The sequence below is a fragment of the Streptomyces sp. NPDC026377 genome (assembly GCF_055567715.1).
Genome location: NZ_JBVHPV010000015.1, coordinates 26201 through 41362, shown reverse-complemented (window position 1 = coordinate 41362; position 15162 = coordinate 26201). Strand labels below are relative to the sequence as shown.

At 72.1% G+C, this 15162-nt stretch carries 15 protein-coding genes; 12 read left to right on the top strand and 3 right to left on the bottom strand.

What is annotated here, in order from left to right; genetic code table 11:
• Positions 1 to 5: 5 nt before the first annotated feature.
• On the bottom strand, positions 6 to 1274 hold the full coding sequence (locus ACZ4MU_RS26840) for a threonine aldolase family protein (protein WP_467881465.1): 1269 nt from the start codon (positions 1272 to 1274) through the stop codon (positions 6 to 8).
• 118 nt (positions 1275 to 1392) lie between these two features.
• Here ACZ4MU_RS26840 and ACZ4MU_RS26835 point away from each other — a divergent pair, with 118 nt between their 5' ends.
• The 10 genes from ACZ4MU_RS26835 to ACZ4MU_RS26790 all read left to right on the top strand — a co-directional run bounded on the left by ACZ4MU_RS26835 (position 1393) and on the right by ACZ4MU_RS26790 (position 9782).
• A complete protein-coding gene (locus ACZ4MU_RS26835; RefSeq protein ID WP_467881463.1) occupies positions 1393 to 2292 on the top strand; it encodes a Rossmann-like and DUF2520 domain-containing protein in 900 nt (299 codons plus the stop codon).
• The gene (panC, locus tag ACZ4MU_RS26830) at positions 2289 to 3275 is read left to right on the top strand and encodes a pantoate--beta-alanine ligase (protein ID WP_467881461.1); all 987 of its coding nucleotides are present in this window, start codon (positions 2289 to 2291) and stop codon (positions 3273 to 3275) included. The genes ACZ4MU_RS26835 and panC overlap by 4 nt, the downstream gene beginning before the upstream one ends.
• The gene (locus tag ACZ4MU_RS26825; protein WP_467881459.1) at positions 3272 to 5002 is read left to right on the top strand and encodes an L-aspartate oxidase; all 1731 of its coding nucleotides are present in this window, start codon (positions 3272 to 3274) and stop codon (positions 5000 to 5002) included. Before panC ends, ACZ4MU_RS26825 begins: the two co-directional genes overlap by 4 nt.
• A gap of 2 nt (positions 5003 to 5004) precedes the next feature.
• Entirely contained in the window at positions 5005 to 6015 is a 1011-nt protein-coding gene (gene nadC, locus ACZ4MU_RS26820) for a carboxylating nicotinate-nucleotide diphosphorylase (protein WP_467881457.1), read from the top strand.
• Between the two features lie 3 nt (positions 6016 to 6018).
• The gene (locus ACZ4MU_RS26815; protein ID WP_365100157.1) at positions 6019 to 6825 is read left to right on the top strand and encodes a type III pantothenate kinase; all 807 of its coding nucleotides are present in this window, start codon (positions 6019 to 6021) and stop codon (positions 6823 to 6825) included.
• 435 nt (positions 6826 to 7260) lie between these two features.
• Positions 7261 to 7839 (top strand): hypothetical protein, encoded by a 579-nt coding sequence (locus tag ACZ4MU_RS26810; RefSeq protein ID WP_467881455.1) that lies wholly within the window; start codon positions 7261 to 7263, stop codon positions 7837 to 7839.
• 14 nt (positions 7840 to 7853) lie between these two features.
• The gene (locus ACZ4MU_RS26805) at positions 7854 to 8033 is read left to right on the top strand and encodes a hypothetical protein (RefSeq protein ID WP_467881453.1); all 180 of its coding nucleotides are present in this window, start codon (positions 7854 to 7856) and stop codon (positions 8031 to 8033) included.
• Between the two features lie 159 nt (positions 8034 to 8192).
• Positions 8193 to 8762 (top strand): BlaI/MecI/CopY family transcriptional regulator, encoded by a 570-nt coding sequence (locus ACZ4MU_RS26800; protein ID WP_467881644.1) that lies wholly within the window; start codon positions 8193 to 8195, stop codon positions 8760 to 8762.
• A 9-nt stretch (positions 8763 to 8771) separates the two neighbouring features.
• Complete coding sequence (locus tag ACZ4MU_RS26795) at positions 8772 to 9293, top strand: amino-acid N-acetyltransferase (protein ID WP_358832508.1); 522 nt, start codon at positions 8772 to 8774, stop codon at positions 9291 to 9293.
• Positions 9294 to 9446: 153 nt separating this feature from the next.
• Entirely contained in the window at positions 9447 to 9782 is a 336-nt protein-coding gene (locus ACZ4MU_RS26790) for a histone-like nucleoid-structuring protein Lsr2 (RefSeq protein WP_467881451.1), read from the top strand.
• On the opposite strand, the gene ACZ4MU_RS26785 is transcribed toward ACZ4MU_RS26790, so the two are convergent.
• The gene (locus ACZ4MU_RS26785; protein ID WP_467881449.1) at positions 9761 to 10462 is read right to left on the bottom strand and encodes an SCO3374 family protein; all 702 of its coding nucleotides are present in this window, start codon (positions 10460 to 10462) and stop codon (positions 9761 to 9763) included. The genes ACZ4MU_RS26790 and ACZ4MU_RS26785 overlap by 22 nt on opposite strands.
• Positions 10463 to 10912: 450 nt before the next feature.
• On the opposite strand from ACZ4MU_RS26785, the gene ACZ4MU_RS26780 reads away from it, so the two are divergent.
• The gene (locus tag ACZ4MU_RS26780; RefSeq protein ID WP_467881447.1) at positions 10913 to 13438 is read left to right on the top strand and encodes an ATP-dependent Clp protease ATP-binding subunit; all 2526 of its coding nucleotides are present in this window, start codon (positions 10913 to 10915) and stop codon (positions 13436 to 13438) included.
• Between the two features lie 476 nt (positions 13439 to 13914).
• Positions 13915 to 14565 carry a M23 family metallopeptidase gene (locus ACZ4MU_RS26775; protein WP_467881445.1) on the top strand — a complete coding sequence of 217 codons (651 nt, stop codon included), beginning with the start codon at positions 13915 to 13917 and terminating at the stop codon, positions 14563 to 14565.
• On the opposite strand, the gene ACZ4MU_RS26770 is transcribed toward ACZ4MU_RS26775, so the two are convergent.
• Positions 14555 to 15127, bottom strand: coding sequence for a TetR/AcrR family transcriptional regulator (locus ACZ4MU_RS26770; RefSeq protein ID WP_467881443.1), 573 nt, complete (start codon positions 15125 to 15127; stop codon positions 14555 to 14557). The genes ACZ4MU_RS26775 and ACZ4MU_RS26770 overlap by 11 nt on opposite strands.
• Between the last annotated feature and the right edge of the window lie 35 nt (positions 15128 to 15162).

The window sequence follows — 15162 nt, the reverse complement described above, 5'->3', positions numbered from 1 at the left end:
GCCGCCTACGCCAGCCTCCGCACGAACTCCGCCGCCGCGTCCCGTACGTCCTCCTGCGACCACGAAAGACCCGGCTCCGTCACCGTCACTTCGGTGTACGCGACCCCGGGCGGACCGGCGGACGCCGGGAACCAGCGGCGGAAGAGCGTCACGCCCGTCTCCTCGGACTGGCCGAGCCCGGCCTCGTCCAGGGCGTCCGCCTCGTAGGGGAGCCACACCTGGAACTGGTGGGTGTGCGGCACCGCCGGGCTGATCCGGAACCACGGCACGCCCGCCTTGGCGAAGCCGTCCGCCAGCCCCTCGGCCACTACGCGCGCGTGGGCGACGTACGAGGGGAGCTTCGGCAGCACCCGGTCGAGGCCGACCAGCGCCGACAGGGCCGCCGGATACTGCTGGAAGAGCTGGCCCCCGTACCGGTGGCGCCAGGTGCGGGCCTCGTCGACCAGCGACCGCGGTCCGACGAGGGCGGCGCCCGACAGGCCCTCCAGGGTCTTGTAGTACGACACGTAGACGCTGTCCGCGAGACGCGCGATCTCCTCCAGCGGGCGGTCGAAGTGCACGGCGCACTCCCACAACCGCGCGCCGTCGAAGTGCACCACCGCATCACGTTCCCGGGCCGCCTCGACCACGTCGGTCAGCTCCTGCCAGGTGGGCAGGACGAACCCGGCGTCCCGCAGCGGCAGTTCCAGCATCAGCGTGCCGAACGGCTCCTCGAAGTCCCGGATCTCCTCCGCCGTGGGCAGCCGGGGCGCGGTCGTGGGGTGGACCGTGCGCAGCCCGCTGACCGTGCCGAAGGCACGCCGCTCGTGCACCTCGGGATGGGCGAGGGGGTGCAGCGCCACCGTGGCGTTGCCGGTGCGCCCGGCCCAGGCGCGCAACGCGGCCTGCTGGGCCATGGTGCCGGTCGGGAAGAAGGCCGCCGCCGGGAAGCCGAGCAGGCCGGCGGTGCGCCGCTCCAGCTCGGCGACCGGGCCGTCGCCGTAGAAGTCCGGCATCTCGCCGGTGTCGTACACCGCGCGCGCGTCGGCGGCGAGAGCCGTCAGCCGCTCGCCCATGCCGAACTCGCCCGGCATCCGGCACAGGGTCCGCTCCGAGGCGCGCCAGGCGGCGGCCCTGCGCCGACGCGCGTCGTGCCCGGAGCCGGCGCCGGAGCCGGTGCGGCTGTCGTCCGCGCCGCTGTCGTCCGGGCCGCTGTCGTCCGGGCCGCTCCCGCCGGGGCCGTCCCCGATCCGGGGCCGGCCGTGCCGGTCTTCCCCGCCTTGCTGATCTTCCATGGTCCGATCATCACCCACAGCCTGTGGACAGTCACGGGGGCCGGTCGAAACCTGGGCGTAGCATGACGGGGAAATCGTCCGGTACCCCTCGCGGACTGGAACGGAAGGCCCCCACCGCGTGAACGCACAACCAGAGACCCGCCCAGCCCGCCTCACCGTCGGCGTCGTCGGTGCCGGCCGGGTCGGACCCGCCCTCGCCGCCTCGCTGAAGCTCGCCGGGCACCGCCCGGTGGCCGTCTCCGGCGTGTCGGACGCCTCGGTGCGCCGCGCCGCCGCCCTGCTGCCGGACGTGCCGCTGGTGCCGCCCGCCGAGGTGCTGGCCGCCGCCGACCTGGTGCTGCTCACCGTCCCCGACGACGCCCTGCCGGGCCTGGTGGAGGGCCTCGCCGAGACCGGCGCCGTCCGCCCCGGCCAGCTCCTGGTGCACACCTCCGGGCGGTACGGGACGGACGTGCTGGCGCCCGCCACGCGCGCGGGGGCGCTCCCGCTGGCCCTGCACCCCGCGATGACGTTCACCGGGACCGGCGTCGACGTCCAGCGCCTGGCCGGTTGCTCCTTCGGCGTCACCGCGCCCGAGGAGCTGCGCCTGGCCGCCGAGGCGCTGGTCATCGAGATGGGCGGCGAGCCCGAGTGGATCGAGGAGCACAGCCGCCCGCTCTACCACGCGGCCCTCGCCCTCGGCGCCAACCACCTGGTCACCCTGGTGGCCCAGTCCATGGAGCTGCTGCGCCTGGCCGGGGTCACCGCCCCCGACCGGATGCTCGGCCCGCTCCTGGGAGCAGCGCTGGACAACGCGCTGCGCTCCGGCGACGCGGCCCTGACCGGCCCCGTCGCGCGCGGCGACGCGGGCACGGTCGCGGCGCACGTCGCCGAGCTGCGCAAGCACGCCCCCGGCGCCGTCGCCGGATACCTCGCCATGGCCCGTACGACCGCCGACCGGGCGCTCGCCCACGGCCTGCTGAAGCCCGAGCTCGCCGAGGACCTGCTGGGCGTCCTCGCGGACGGAGAGAACCGATGACCCTTCTGGTCCGCACCGCCGCGGAGCTGGCCGCCCTGGAGCGCACCGGCCGCCGCGCCGTCGTCATGACCATGGGCGCCCTGCACGAGGGGCACGCGACGCTGGTGCGCACCGCGCGCGAGAGCGTCGGCCCCGGCGGCCAGGTCGTCGTCACCGTCTTCGTGAACCCGCTGCAGTTCGGCGCGGGCGAGGACCTCGACCGCTACCCGCGCACCCTGGACGCCGACATCGAACTGGCTGGGCAGGCGGGCGCCGACGCCGTGTTCGCCCCCGCCGTGGACGAGGTCTACCCCGGCGGCGAGCCGCAGGTGCGCATCTCCGCGGGCCCCATGGGCGCGCGCCTCGAAGGCGCCTCCCGGCCCGGCCACTTCGACGGCATGCTCACCGTCGTCGCCAAGCTGCTCCACCTCACCGCCCCCGACCTCGCGCTGTTCGGGCAGAAGGACGCCCAGCAGCTGGCCCTGATCCGCCGCATGGCCCGGGACCTGAACTTCCCCGTGGAGATCGCCGGGGTGCCCACCGTGCGCGAGGCGGACGGGCTCGCCCTCTCCAGCCGCAACCGCTACCTCTCGCCCGAGGAGCGCACCACCGCGCTCGCCCTGTCGCGCGCGCTGTTCGCGGCCCGCGACCGGCTGACGGCCGAGCACGCGCTCCACGCGCGCGCCGCCGCCACCCACGCCTCCTCCGGGCGCTCCCTTGCCCTGTCCCGGCTCGGCGAGGCCCGCGCCGCCGCCGACGCGTACGCGGTGGAGGCGGCCGGCCCGTCCCCCGCGGTGGTGCGCGCCGCCGCCCAGGGCGTCCTGGACGAGGCCGCCAAGGCGGACCCCCCGCTGGCCGTGGACTACCTGGCGCTGGTCGACCCGGCGACGTTCGACGACGCCGGCGACGGCTTCGCCGGGGAGGCGGTCCTCGCGGTCGCCGCGCGCGTCGGCACCACCCGCCTGATCGACAACATCCCGCTGAACTTCGGAGCCCCCGCATGACCAGGACGACCGACGGCCCGGCCCGGACCGGCATACGACTGGACGCACCCGCCGCCGGCTGGGCCATCGAGGCGGACGTGGTGGTCGTCGGCTCGGGCGTGGCGGGCCTGACCGCGGCCCTGCGCTGCACCGCCGCCGGGCTCGCCACCGTGGTGGTGACCAAGGCACGGCTCGACGACGGCTCGACCCGCTGGGCACAGGGCGGCATCGCCGCCGCCCTCGGCGAGGGGGACACCCCCGAACAGCACCTGGACGACACGCTGGTGGCGGGTGTGGGCCTGTGCGACGAGCACGCGGTGCGCGCCCTGGTCACCGAGGGTCCGGACGCGGTGCGGCGCCTCATCGCCACCGGCGCCCACTTCGACACCGACGACTCCGGCGCCATCTCGCTGACCCGCGAGGGCGGCCACCACCGCCGCCGCATCGCCCACGCGGGCGGCGACGCCACGGGCGCGGAGATCTCGCGCGCGCTGGTCGAAGCCGTCCGTGAACAGGCCGTGCGCACCATCGAGAACGCGCTCGTCCTGGACCTCCTGCGCGACGAGGACGGCCGCACCGCGGGCATCACCCTGCACGTCATGGGCGAGGGCCAGCACGACGGCGTGGGCGCCGTCCACGCCCCCGCCGTGGTGCTCGCCACCGGCGGCATGGGGCAGGTCTTCTCGGCCACCACCAACCCCGCGGTCTCCACCGGCGACGGCGTCGCCCTGGCGCTGCGCGCCGGCGCCGAGATCTCCGACCTGGAGTTCGTCCAGTTCCACCCCACCGTGCTCTTCCTCGGCGCCGACTCCGAGGGTCAGCAGCCGCTGGTCTCCGAGGCGGTACGGGGAGAGGGCGCCCACCTCGTCGACGCCTCCGGGACCCGCTTCATGCTGGGGCAGCACGAGCTTGCCGAGCTCGCCCCGCGCGACATCGTCGCCAAGGCCATCACCCGCCAGATGCAGGCCCAGGGCACCGAGCACATGTACCTGGACGCACGGCACTTCGGCGCCGAGATGTGGGAGCAGCGCTTCCCCACCATCCTCGCCGCCTGCCGCGCCCACGGCATCGACCCGGTCACCGAGCCGATCCCGGTCGCCCCGGCCGCCCACTACGCCTCCGGGGGCGTCCGCACCGACCTGCACGGCCGCACCACGGTCCCCGGGCTCTACGCGTGCGGCGAGGTCGCCTGCACCGGCGTCCACGGCGCCAACCGGCTCGCCTCCAACTCTCTGCTCGAAGGCCTGGTGTTCGCCGAGCGCATCGCGGCCGACATCGCCGCGGGCGGCCCCGCGCGCGTGGCCGGCGTCGCCCGGGGCGCGGGGGCCGGCGAGGACGCGCCCGTCTGCCCGCTGCTCGCCCCCGAGGCCCGTATCCAGATCCAGCGGACCATGACCAACGGCGCCGGCGTGCTGCGCTCCGCCGACAGCCTCGCCGGGGCCGCCGCCCGCCTGGAGGCCATCCGGTCCGACGCCGACGGGCCCGACGCCCGCAAGGCCGCCGAGCCCGGCGTGGACGCGTGGGAGACCACCAACCTGCTGCTCGTCGCGCGCGTCCTGGTCGCGGCGGCCGCCGCCCGCGAGGAGACCCGCGGCTGCCACTGGCGCGAGGACCGGCCCGACCGGGACGACGCGGACTGGCGCCGCCACCTCGTCGTCCGGGTGACCCCGGACCGTACGCTCGACGTCCGCCGTACCGATTCCGCAGACTTCCCCCCGACAGTCGCCGACGCCCCCAGGGAGCCGTAACCGTGAGCACCCCCGACGAACACCGTCCCGAGCCGGTGGACGTACCGCTGATCCAGATCGGCGTCCCCGCGAGCGGAGGCGGCTGCGGCGACGACTGCGGCTGCGGCGACGAGGACGTGTACGAGTGCGGCCTGGACCCCACGCTGGCCGCGCTGCTGGCCGAGTCGGGCCTGGACCCCGTCCAGGTCGAGGACATCGCGCACGTCGCCATCGAGGAGGACCTGGACGGCGGCGTGGACGTGACGACCGCGGCGACCGTCCCCGAGGACGCCGTCGCCACCGGCGACTTCACCGCGCGCGAGGCCGGTACGGTCGCGGGCCTGCGGGTCGCCGAGGCGATCCTGTCGATCGTGTGCACCGAGGAGTTCGAGGTCGAGCGGCACGTCGCGGACGGCGACCGGGTGGAGGCGGGCCAGAAGCTGCTCAGCGTCACCACGCGCACCCGCGACCTGCTCACCGGCGAGCGCAGCGCGCTGAACATCCTGTGCCGCCTGTCCGGCATCGCCACCGCCACGCGCGCGTGGGCGGACGCCCTGGAGGGCACGCGCGCGAAGGTGCGCGACACCCGCAAGACGACGCCGGGGCTGCGCGCCCTGGAGAAGTACGCGGTGCGCTGCGGCGGCGGCGTCAACCACCGGATGTCGCTGTCCGACGCGGCGCTGGTCAAGGACAACCACGTGGTGGCCGCGGGCGGTGTCGCCCAGGCGTTCAAGGCCGTACGGGAGATGTTCCCGGAGGTTCCGATCGAGGTCGAGGTCGACACGCTCGACCAGGTCGGGGAGGTCCTTCAGGCGGGCGCGGACCTGATCCTGCTGGACAACTTCACCCCCCAGGAGACCGCCCGGGCCGTCGAACTCGTCGCCGGGCGCGCCTTCCTGGAGTCCTCCGGCCGCCTCACGCTGGAGAACGCGGCGGCGTACGCGGCGACGGGCGTCGACTACCTCGCGGTCGGCGCGCTCACCCACTCCTCCCCGATCCTCGACATCGGCCTCGATCTGCGCGAGGCGGAGTAACCGATGCTGCTGACGATCGACGTAGGCAACACGCACACGGTCCTCGGCCTGTTCGACGGCGAGGAGGTCGTCGAGCACTGGCGCATCTCCACCGACCCCCGGCGTACCGCCGACGAGATGGCGGTCCTGCTCAACGGCCTCATGGGCATGCACCCGCTGCTGGGGGCGGAGCTGGGCGACAACATCGAGGGCATCGCGATCTGTTCGACGGTGCCGTCGGTGCTGCACGAACTGCGCGAGGTGACCCGCCGCTACTACGGCGACGTCCCGGCGGTCCTGGTCGAGCCCGGCATCAAGACCGGCGTGCCGATCCTGATGGACAACCCCAAGGAGGTCGGCGCGGACCGCATCATCAACGCGGTCGCGGCGGTCGAGCTGTACGGGGGGCCCGCGATCGTCGTCGACTTCGGCACGGCGACGACGTTCGACGCGGTCAGCGCGCGCGGGGAGTACGCGGGCGGGGTGATCGCCCCCGGCATCGAGATCTCCGTCGAGGCGCTCGGCGTCAAGGGCGCGCAGCTCCGCAAGATCGAACTGGCCCGGCCGCGCGCGGTGATCGGCAAGAACACGGTCGAGGCGATGCAGGCGGGGATCGTGTACGGGTTCGCCGGGCAGGTCGACGGGGTCGTGACCCGGATGGCCCGTGAGCTGGTGGGGCCCGGGGGCGACCCCTCCGACGTGACGGTGATCGCGACGGGAGGGCTGGCGCCGATGGTGCTGGGTGAGGCGCATGTGATCGACGAGCACGAGCCGTGGCTGACGCTGATCGGGCTCCGGCTGGTGTACGAACGCAACATCTCCCGCATGTGACCATCCCCCACCCCGCCCGTTCCCCCAAACCCTCCGGGGGCGGGTGGGGGTGAAGGACAAGCATTTCCCCCCGGGCTCCGCCCCGGCCCCCCTGGCGGGGCTCCGCCCCCGCACCCCGGCTGGCCGGGGCTGCGCCCCGGTCCGCTGGAAGGCCGGGACTTCGTCCGCGGACCGTGCTGGCTTGCTCGCGCGGTTCCCCGCGCCCCTGAACACCGCGGGGCTGCGCCCCAGCGCCCCGGGTCCTGAAGGGGCGCGGGGAACCGCGCAGCCCGCCCCCACCCCACCCGCAGGGAACCCCCGGCCGCCCGGCGAGGGCTTTCGGGAAGGGGCGGGGTGGGGAAAAGGCAACTCGCCCACCAACCCCCATTAAACGGATTTTGTCCCTTTCCGAAGTATTGTCGGTTCATGCCCACGCCTTACGGATCCCGCGGCGGAATGGCGTTCAGCGCAGACGAGCTGCGTGTGCTCCGACGCGCCCTCGCCGTCGCCCTCCACCCTGCCCCCCTAGCGGACGCGGACGTCCTGGACTGCCTGCGGCTGGCCGGCTCCGTGGACGAGGCCGTACGCGAGGCGGACCGGCTGCGCGCCTTTCTGCTGGCCGACCTCGCCCGCTACCGCACCGCCCTGCCCGGCTCCGCCCCCGGCTATCTGGAGCTGCTCCAGGACGCGCTGGCGGCCGGCTACGACCCCACCCCGGACGACCTCGCCGCACTGCGCGCGCTGCGCGCCCTGCCGGTGGCGGCGGCGCTGCTCGAACGGTGCCGGCGGCTCGCCGAGCACTCCGTACGGGCGCGGCTCGCCGCCGTCACCCCCGGACCCCGCACCCGCCTGCTCGCCCTGCCGGGCGGCCGCGCCGCCGCGGCGGATCCGAAGCCGAGGCCCGCCCCGGCGTCGGAGCCCGCACGGCCGCAGCCCAAGGACCCGCGCCCGGAGCGGCCCATCCCCACACCCGGTGAGGTGTTCCCGCCACGCCGCAAGCCGCTGCCCCCGCCCGCCGCCCGGGCCGCCGGGTAGCTACCCTGGACGGCATGGACTACGTTTCCGCGCTCGTTCCCCCCGTGGTGATGGCCGTCTTCTTCATCGGGCTCATCGTGACCATCGTCAAGAGCCAGGGCGGCCCCAACAAGGGCAAGGAGGACGCGGCCGTGGACGCCGCGCTCGCCCGCGCCGAGGCGGCCCGGCAGCGCCCCACCACCGGCGAGGCCTGACCGCACCCCTGCGCGCTTCCCGCGTCAAGGGCGCGCGACCCCCTTTCGGGGGCGCGCGCCCTTTTTGCTGTTCACCACCGTAAATAACCAGCCATTCGGGACATCTCCCACTATGGTGCAGATGTGCCTCGCCAATTGGGAGAGCTGGAAGACGCCGTCATGACGCGCGTCTGGCAGTGGAACCGTCCGGTGACCGTCCGGGAAGTCCTGGAAGACCTTCAGCAGGAACGGTCCATCGCGTACACGACCGTGATGACCGTAATGGACAATCTCCATCAGAAGGGCTGGGTGCGCCGGGAAGTCGACGGCCGTGCCTATCGATATACCGCGGTCTCCACCCGGGCCGCCTACGCGGCCGCACTGATGAACGAAGCGTGGTCGCAGAGCGACAACCCCGCCGCCGCACTGGTCGCCTTCTTCGGCATGATGTCGCCCGAGCAGCGCGAGTCGCTGCGCGATGCCGTACGGATGGTCGGACCGCCCGAGGACAACCCCGATACCTTCGATCCGGCCGATCAGGCAGATCAGGGCGCGTCGCGGGAAGAGGACCCGGAAGGCCACGGGGAAGAGCCTCGGGAAGGCCGCCCGGAAGAGCCTCTGGAAGGCGGCCCGCAAGGCCCCCGGGAAGGCGGACCGGAACAGGGTTCGCCGGAGCGCCCGCCGGAGCAGCCGCCGGAGCGCCCGCAAGCCGCGGAACCCGATGGGGTCACGGGCGGCTCGGGGCGATAGCGTCCGGTCATGTCTTATGCCCCCGCAAATGCCGTCACCGTCCGCCGGGCCAGGACCAGCGATGTCGCGGCGGTCCGCCGTCTTCTCGACGCCTACGTCGGCGCGGGCATCCTGCTCGACAAAGCGACCGTGACGCTTTACGAGGACATCCAGGAGTTCTGGGTCGCGGAACGCGACTCGGACGCCCGGGTGGTCGGCTGCGGCGCACTGCACGTGATGTGGGAAGACCTGGCCGAAGTGCGCACTCTCGCGGTGGATCGGGAGTTCAAGGGCGGCGGAGTCGGGCATCTGGTACTCGACAAGCTGCTCCAGACCGCCCGCTGGCTCGGGGTCCGCAGGGTTTTCTGCCTCACCTTCGAAGTGGAGTTCTTCGCGAAGCACGGCTTCACCGAGATCGGGGAGACTCCGGTCGACACAGATGTCTACAGCGAGCTGTTGCGCTCGTATGACGAGGGTGTCGCCGAGTTCCTGGGTCTCGAACGAGTGAAGCCGAACACCTTGGGCAACAGCCGGATGCTTCTGCACCTGTGATCGCGGGAACCGGCGGAAGCCGGGAGAACCCTATGTCCGAATCGCGCACGTTTCCCGCTGCGCAAGCCCCCTGAACCTCTGCCGGGGGTTTGTGTTTTGCAGGCAAAAGCGGTTTCCTTTCCGCGTACTGCATTTTCGATGAAAGGAAATCCGGTGGCACAGAAGGTTCAGGTCCTTCTTGTCGATGACCTCGACGGCGGCGAGGCGGACGAGACCGTGACGTTCGCTCTCGACGGCAAGACCTACGAGATCGACCTCACCACCGCCAACGCGGACAAGCTCCGGGGTCTGCTCGACCCGTACACCAAGAGCGGACGGCGCACCGGTGGCCGCGCCGCCGGGGGCCGGGGCAAGGCCCGCGGCGCCGCTCCGGCGGGTCAGGACACCGCCCAGATCCGCAAGTGGGCCAAGGAGCAGGGCTACAACGTGAACGACCGCGGACGCGTCCCGGCCGAGATCCGTGAGGCCTACGAGAAGGCGAACGGCTGAGTTCCCGCGCCACCCGACGTTCCCGCGTCACCCGGCCTCTTCGCCTCGGCCCGGTACGGGGCGGGCGCGGAGCCGGTCACCGCGTGCGCCGGGAACAGACGGGCCCGGTGGCATTCCGTGGCCGCCGCGTCCACCAGCCGGACGAGGTCGGGGGTGTCCGCACCGCCCCCGCCGCCCTTCGGTCCGGCGAATCCGGCGAAAGCCGGAAGGGTCGCCTCGACCTCGCACCCCGGCTCGGGAGGCCGCAGCCACACGGCGGTCTCCCGCGAGCCGTCCCGGGCGGACGGCAGGCGCCGGCCGGGCGGTGGGGGAGCGGTGATCCGGCCGTCGGCGCCGACGGCCGACAGGTCGAGACCGACACCGCCCCACTCCAGCCAGTCGAGCAGTCCGGGCAGTTCCTCGGCGCTGCCCGCGGCCACCAGGAACCGCATCCGGCGCCCCGCCAGGGCGACCGGGCCGGTCCGCGCGAAGCGGCCCAGCAGGGCGGCGCCCGCGACCGCCGGGACGTCCAGCACGTCGAAGCGCAGCCCCGTCAGGAGGCGCACCGGCGGTCCCGCCACGACGGCCCAGCCGAGCTCGCGCTCGTACCAGTGGACGAGCGAGGGTCCCGGCGGGGAGCGCGGCGGGGGCACCTGCCCGGTCGGGGCCGAGAGCTCGGGGGAGGGCACGGTGAGGGCCATGACCGGAGCAACTCCTGAAACGGCCTGGAGTTACGCACAGTTTCCGGACGGATGCGTTCCGTTGAGGATTCGGGGGCGCGCGGAGGCATTCGGCGGCGCAAGTGTGTTCGCCCGTAGCTGAGGGAACCGGGGCGCGCCGCATGGACTGTCAGTCCTTACGGGTAAGACATTCCTAGTGGGGAGGGGCGTGGAGCCCGCCGGGCCGTCTCGCGTTCGCCATCGGCGTAGTGGAGACAGGGGTATCTGCTTGGCCTGCGGGAACATCGTCTCGCACCATCGAGTTGGAGCAGTTGTCGGCTGTTCGGCAGCAACTTTCCCCGCCTGGGCGGGGGTGATCGGGTCGGATGTCGGCAGTTGGAATGAGCTGTCCCGTCCCACGGGACTAGCATGCGGAAGGACAGGGAGGGGACCGACCCCTTACTGCCCGACCGCTCTGAGGAGCGATTAACGATGTTCGAGAGGTTCACCGACCGCGCGCGGCGGGTTGTCGTCCTGGCTCAGGAAGAAGCCCGGATGCTCAACCACAACTACATCGGCACCGAGCACATTCTCCTGGGCCTGATCCACGAGGGTGAGGGTGTCGCCGCTAAGGCCCTGGAGAGCCTCGGGATTTCTCTTGAGGCGGTCCGTCAGCAGGTGGAGGAGATCATCGGTCAGGGCCAGCAGGCCCCGTCCGGTCACATCCCCTTCACCCCGCGTGCCAAGAAGGTCCTGGAGCTGTCGCTCCGCGAGGCCCTCCAGCTCGGCCACAACTACATCGGCACCGAGCACATCCTGCTCGGCCTGATCCGCGAGGGCGAGGGCGTCGCCGCCCAGGTCCTCGTGAAGCTGGGCGCCGATCTCAACCGGGTGCGGCAGCAGGTCATCCAGCTGCTCTCCGGCTACCAGGGCAAGGAAGCCGCCACCGCGGGCGGCCCGGCCGAGGGCACGCCTTCGACCTCCCTCGTCCTCGACCAGTTCGGCCGGAACCTCACCCAGGCCGCTCGTGAGTCCAAGCTCGACCCGGTCATCGGGCGCGAGAAGGAGATCGAGCGGGTCATGCAGGTGCTGTCCCGCCGTACCAAGAACAACCCGGTGCTCATCGGCGAGCCCGGCGTCGGCAAGACCGCCGTCGTCGAGGGCCTGGCGCAGGCCATCGTCAAGGGCGAGGTGCCCGAGACCCTCAAGGACAAGCACCTCTACACCCTGGACCTGGGCGCGCTGGTCGCCGGCTCGCGCTACCGCGGTGACTTCGAGGAGCGCCTGAAGAAGGTCCTCAAGGAGATCCGCACCCGCGGCGACATCATCCTGTTCATCGACGAGCTCCACACCCTCGTGGGTGCGGGCGCCGCCGAGGGTGCCATCGACGCCGCGTCGATCCTGAAGCCGATGCTGGCCCGCGGTGAGCTCCAGACCATCGGTGCCACCACGCTCGACGAGTACCGCAAGCACCTGGAGAAGGACGCCGCTCTCGAGCGCCGCTTCCAGCCCATCCAGGTCGCCGAGCCGTCGCTGCCGCACACCATCGAGATCCTCAAGGGTCTGCGCGACCGGTACGAGGCGCACCACCGGGTGTCCATCACGGACGAGGCGCTGGTCCAGGCCGCGACCCTGGCCGACCGGTACATCTCGGACCGCTTCCTGCCGGACAAGGCGATCGACCTGATCGACGAGGCCGGCTCCCGGATGCGCATCCGCCGGATGACCGCGCCGCCGGACCTCCGCGAGTTCGACGAGAAGATCGCGGGCGTGCGCCGCGACAAGGAGTCGGCCATCGACTCCCAGGACTTCGAGAAGGCGGCCTCTCTCCGCGACAAGGAGAAGCAGCTGCTCGCCGCGAAGGCCAAGCGCGAGAAGGAGTGGAAGGCCGGCGACATGGACGTCGTCGCCGAGGTCGACGGCGAGCTCATCGCCGAGGTCCTCGCGACCGCGACCGGCATTCCCGTCTTCAAGCTGACGGAGGAGGAGTCCTCCCGTCTGCTGCGCATGGAGGACGAGCTGCACAAGCGCGTCATCGGCCAGAAGGACGCCATCAAGGCGCTCTCCCAGGCGATCCGGCGCACCCGTGCGGGTCTGAAGGACCCCAAGCGCCCCGGTGGCTCGTTCATCTTCGCCGGTCCGTCCGGTGTCGGTAAGACCGAGCTCTCCAAGACGCTCGCCGAATTCCTCTTCGGTGACGAGGACGCGCTGATCTCCCTCGACATGTCGGAGTTCAGCGAGAAGCACACGGTCTCGCGTCTCTTCGGCTCCCCGCCCGGATACGTGGGTTACGAAGAGGGCGGCCAGCTGACCGAGAAGGTCCGCCGCAAGCCCTTCTCCGTCGTCCTCTTCGACGAGGTCGAAAAGGCCCACCCGGACATCTTCAATTCCCTGCTCCAGATCCTGGAAGACGGTCGTCTGACCGACTCCCAGGGACGGGTCGTCGACTTCAAGAACACGGTCATCATCATGACCACGAACCTCGGCACCCGGGACATCTCCAAGGGCTTCAACCTGGGCTTCGCCGCCCAGGGCGATGTGAAGACCGGTTACGAGCGGATGAAGGCCAAGGTCAACGAGGAGCTGAAGCAGCACTTCCGCCCCGAGTTCCTCAACCGTGTCGACGACACGGTGGTCTTCCACCAGCTCACCGAGGAAGACATCATCCAGATCGTCGACCTCATGGTCGCCAAGGTGGACGAGCGTCTGAAGGACCGCGACATGGGCATCGAGCTCAGCGCGGAAGCCAAGTCGCTCCTGGCGAAGAAGGGCTACGACCCGATCATGGGCGCCCGGCCGCTGCGCCGGACGATCCAGCGCGAGATCGAGGACATCCTCTCCGAGAAGATCCTCTTCGGTGAGCTGCGCCCCGGTCACATCGTGGTCGTGGACACCGAGGGCGAGGGCGAGGCGAAGAGCTTCACCTTCCGCGGCGAGGAGAAGTCGGCGTTGCCCGACGTTCCGCCGATCGAGCAGGCGGCAGGCGGCGCCGGCCCGAACCTGAGCAAGGAGGCGTAGCCTCCAGGGGCTCGTTTCACGGGGCTGCCCCGGCTGTGCGGACGCGATAGTCCGTACGGGCCGGGGCAGCCCTTTTTCGCGCCTACGGCCGTCATCGCGCCACCGGCCATCACGTCCACGCCCTGCGTCGGCCGCCCGACGGCGGCGGCGGCTTTCGCGGTGAGCGGTCCGGTTTCCACGACGCACCGGCGCGGCCGCGCACCCGGGTTCTCGCTTCCGGAAGGGAAGGACTTCGGTCCGCCGGGAGGCGTCCCGCGGTGACAAGCCGCACAGGCCCCCGCGCCGCTACTACGGCCGGTAGCAGGCGTTGGCCCATGCCCCGGCCGCATTCCCGGCGTGATCGATACGGCTTTCGGTAGTAGATGGGCGTTTTGAGTTGGAACGGGGGTTCGGGTTACCAAGGGATGCAGCCCGGCGCGCCGCTCGTGTGCCGGGCCTGTTCCTGCCCCAGTCGTCCATCCGGAGGATGTCCCCGCATGTCCCAGCGCCCCGCTTCCCGCACCGCCCGTCCGACCGCCCTGCGTCTGTGCGCCGCCGCCGTGGGCGCGGGCCTGGGAGTGACGGCCCTGCTGGGTGCCGGGACGGCCGTCGCCGCCGACAAGGCGGGGGTCCCGGCGCGCGCCGGCGCCGCCGCGTCCGTCGCCGCGCAGGCCGACGCGCTGGCCAAGGCGGCCAAGCAGGCCAAGCAGGCGGCGGCGAAGAAGGCCGCCGCGTGGGTGGACCCGGTGGACACGTACAAGCTCAGCGCCACCTTCGGCACCGGCGGCTCGATGTGGGCGCACAAGCACTCCGGCCAGGACTTCGCGGTGCCGGTCGGCACCCCGGTCAAGGCCGTGCACGCGGGCACCGTGGTCAAGGCGGGCCCCAACGGCGGCGGCGACGGCCCGGCGTACGGCAACGCCATCGTGATCCGGCACGCCGACAACACGTACTCGCAGTACGCGCACCTCTCGCGGATCGACGTCCGTATCGGGCAGGCGATCTCCACCGACCAGCGGATCGCGCTCTCCGGCAACACCGGCAACAGCAGCGGCCCGCACCTGCACTTCGAGATCCGTAAGACGGCGAACTACGGCTCGGCCGTGAACCCGGTCGCCTTCCTGCGCACGGCGGGCGTCAGGGTCTGACGGACCCGCCCCCTCCGTGGGCCTGCGTCACCAGATCGATGGCGACTTCGAGGATGGCCTTGCGCTTCTCCTCGGGGTCGCCTTCGAGGTCCTTGAGGGCGTACATGCCGACGTGCATGGAGAACAGCGCGGTGAAGCAGCGGATCTGGTCGGGGAGCGGGGCGCCCGGGTCCTTCAGGAGCTCGACCATCGCCAGGACGCGGTCCTTGAAGTTCTCCCCGATGGACAGCTCGCGGACGGTGGCCTGGTTCTCCTGCATGAAGCGGAAGAGGGGGGCCGCGCCGGTCAGGGTGTCGCTGTAGCGGCGCAGGATCTCGATCTTCGATTCCAAGGTCTGCGGCTGCGTCCGGCCCCATTCCAGCAGCTCGTCCATCGGCCCGGTGAGATCCTGAAAGAGGCTCACCAGGATGTCTTCCTTGGTCTTGAAGTGGTAGTACAGCGCCGCCTTGGTGACGTCCAGCCGCTCCGCGATCTCGCGCAGCGAGGTCTTCTCGTACCCCTGCTCGCCGAAGAGCTCCAGGGCCACATCCTGGATGCGCTGGCGGGTGTTGCCTCTGGCCATCGAGCTCTCCTGAAAACTTACTTGACGCCCGGCTA

What these genes read in the sequence shown, in the direction of transcription:
- ACZ4MU_RS26840 (WP_467881465.1), bottom strand. Translation starts at nt 1,274, where the DNA reads ATGGAAGATCAGCAAGGCGGGGAAGACCGGCACGGCCGGCCCCGGATC.
- panC (WP_467881461.1), top strand. Translation starts at nt 2,289, where the DNA reads ATGACCCTTCTGGTCCGCACCGCCGCGGAGCTGGCCGCCCTGGAGCGC.
- ACZ4MU_RS26825 (WP_467881459.1), top strand. Translation starts at nt 3,272, where the DNA reads ATGACCAGGACGACCGACGGCCCGGCCCGGACCGGCATACGACTGGAC.
- ACZ4MU_RS26815 (WP_365100157.1), top strand. Translation starts at nt 6,019, where the DNA reads ATGCTGCTGACGATCGACGTAGGCAACACGCACACGGTCCTCGGCCTG.
- ACZ4MU_RS26810 (WP_467881455.1), top strand. Translation starts at nt 7,261, where the DNA reads ATGGCGTTCAGCGCAGACGAGCTGCGTGTGCTCCGACGCGCCCTCGCC.
- ACZ4MU_RS26805 (WP_467881453.1), top strand. Translation starts at nt 7,854, where the DNA reads ATGGACTACGTTTCCGCGCTCGTTCCCCCCGTGGTGATGGCCGTCTTC.
- ACZ4MU_RS26800 (WP_467881644.1), top strand. Translation starts at nt 8,193, where the DNA reads ATGACGCGCGTCTGGCAGTGGAACCGTCCGGTGACCGTCCGGGAAGTC.
- ACZ4MU_RS26795 (WP_358832508.1), top strand. Translation starts at nt 8,772, where the DNA reads ATGTCTTATGCCCCCGCAAATGCCGTCACCGTCCGCCGGGCCAGGACC.
- ACZ4MU_RS26785 (WP_467881449.1), bottom strand. Translation starts at nt 10,462, where the DNA reads ATGGCCCTCACCGTGCCCTCCCCCGAGCTCTCGGCCCCGACCGGGCAG.
- ACZ4MU_RS26780 (WP_467881447.1), top strand. Translation starts at nt 10,913, where the DNA reads ATGTTCGAGAGGTTCACCGACCGCGCGCGGCGGGTTGTCGTCCTGGCT.
- ACZ4MU_RS26775 (WP_467881445.1), top strand. Translation starts at nt 13,915, where the DNA reads ATGTCCCAGCGCCCCGCTTCCCGCACCGCCCGTCCGACCGCCCTGCGT.
- ACZ4MU_RS26770 (WP_467881443.1), bottom strand. Translation starts at nt 15,127, where the DNA reads ATGGCCAGAGGCAACACCCGCCAGCGCATCCAGGATGTGGCCCTGGAG.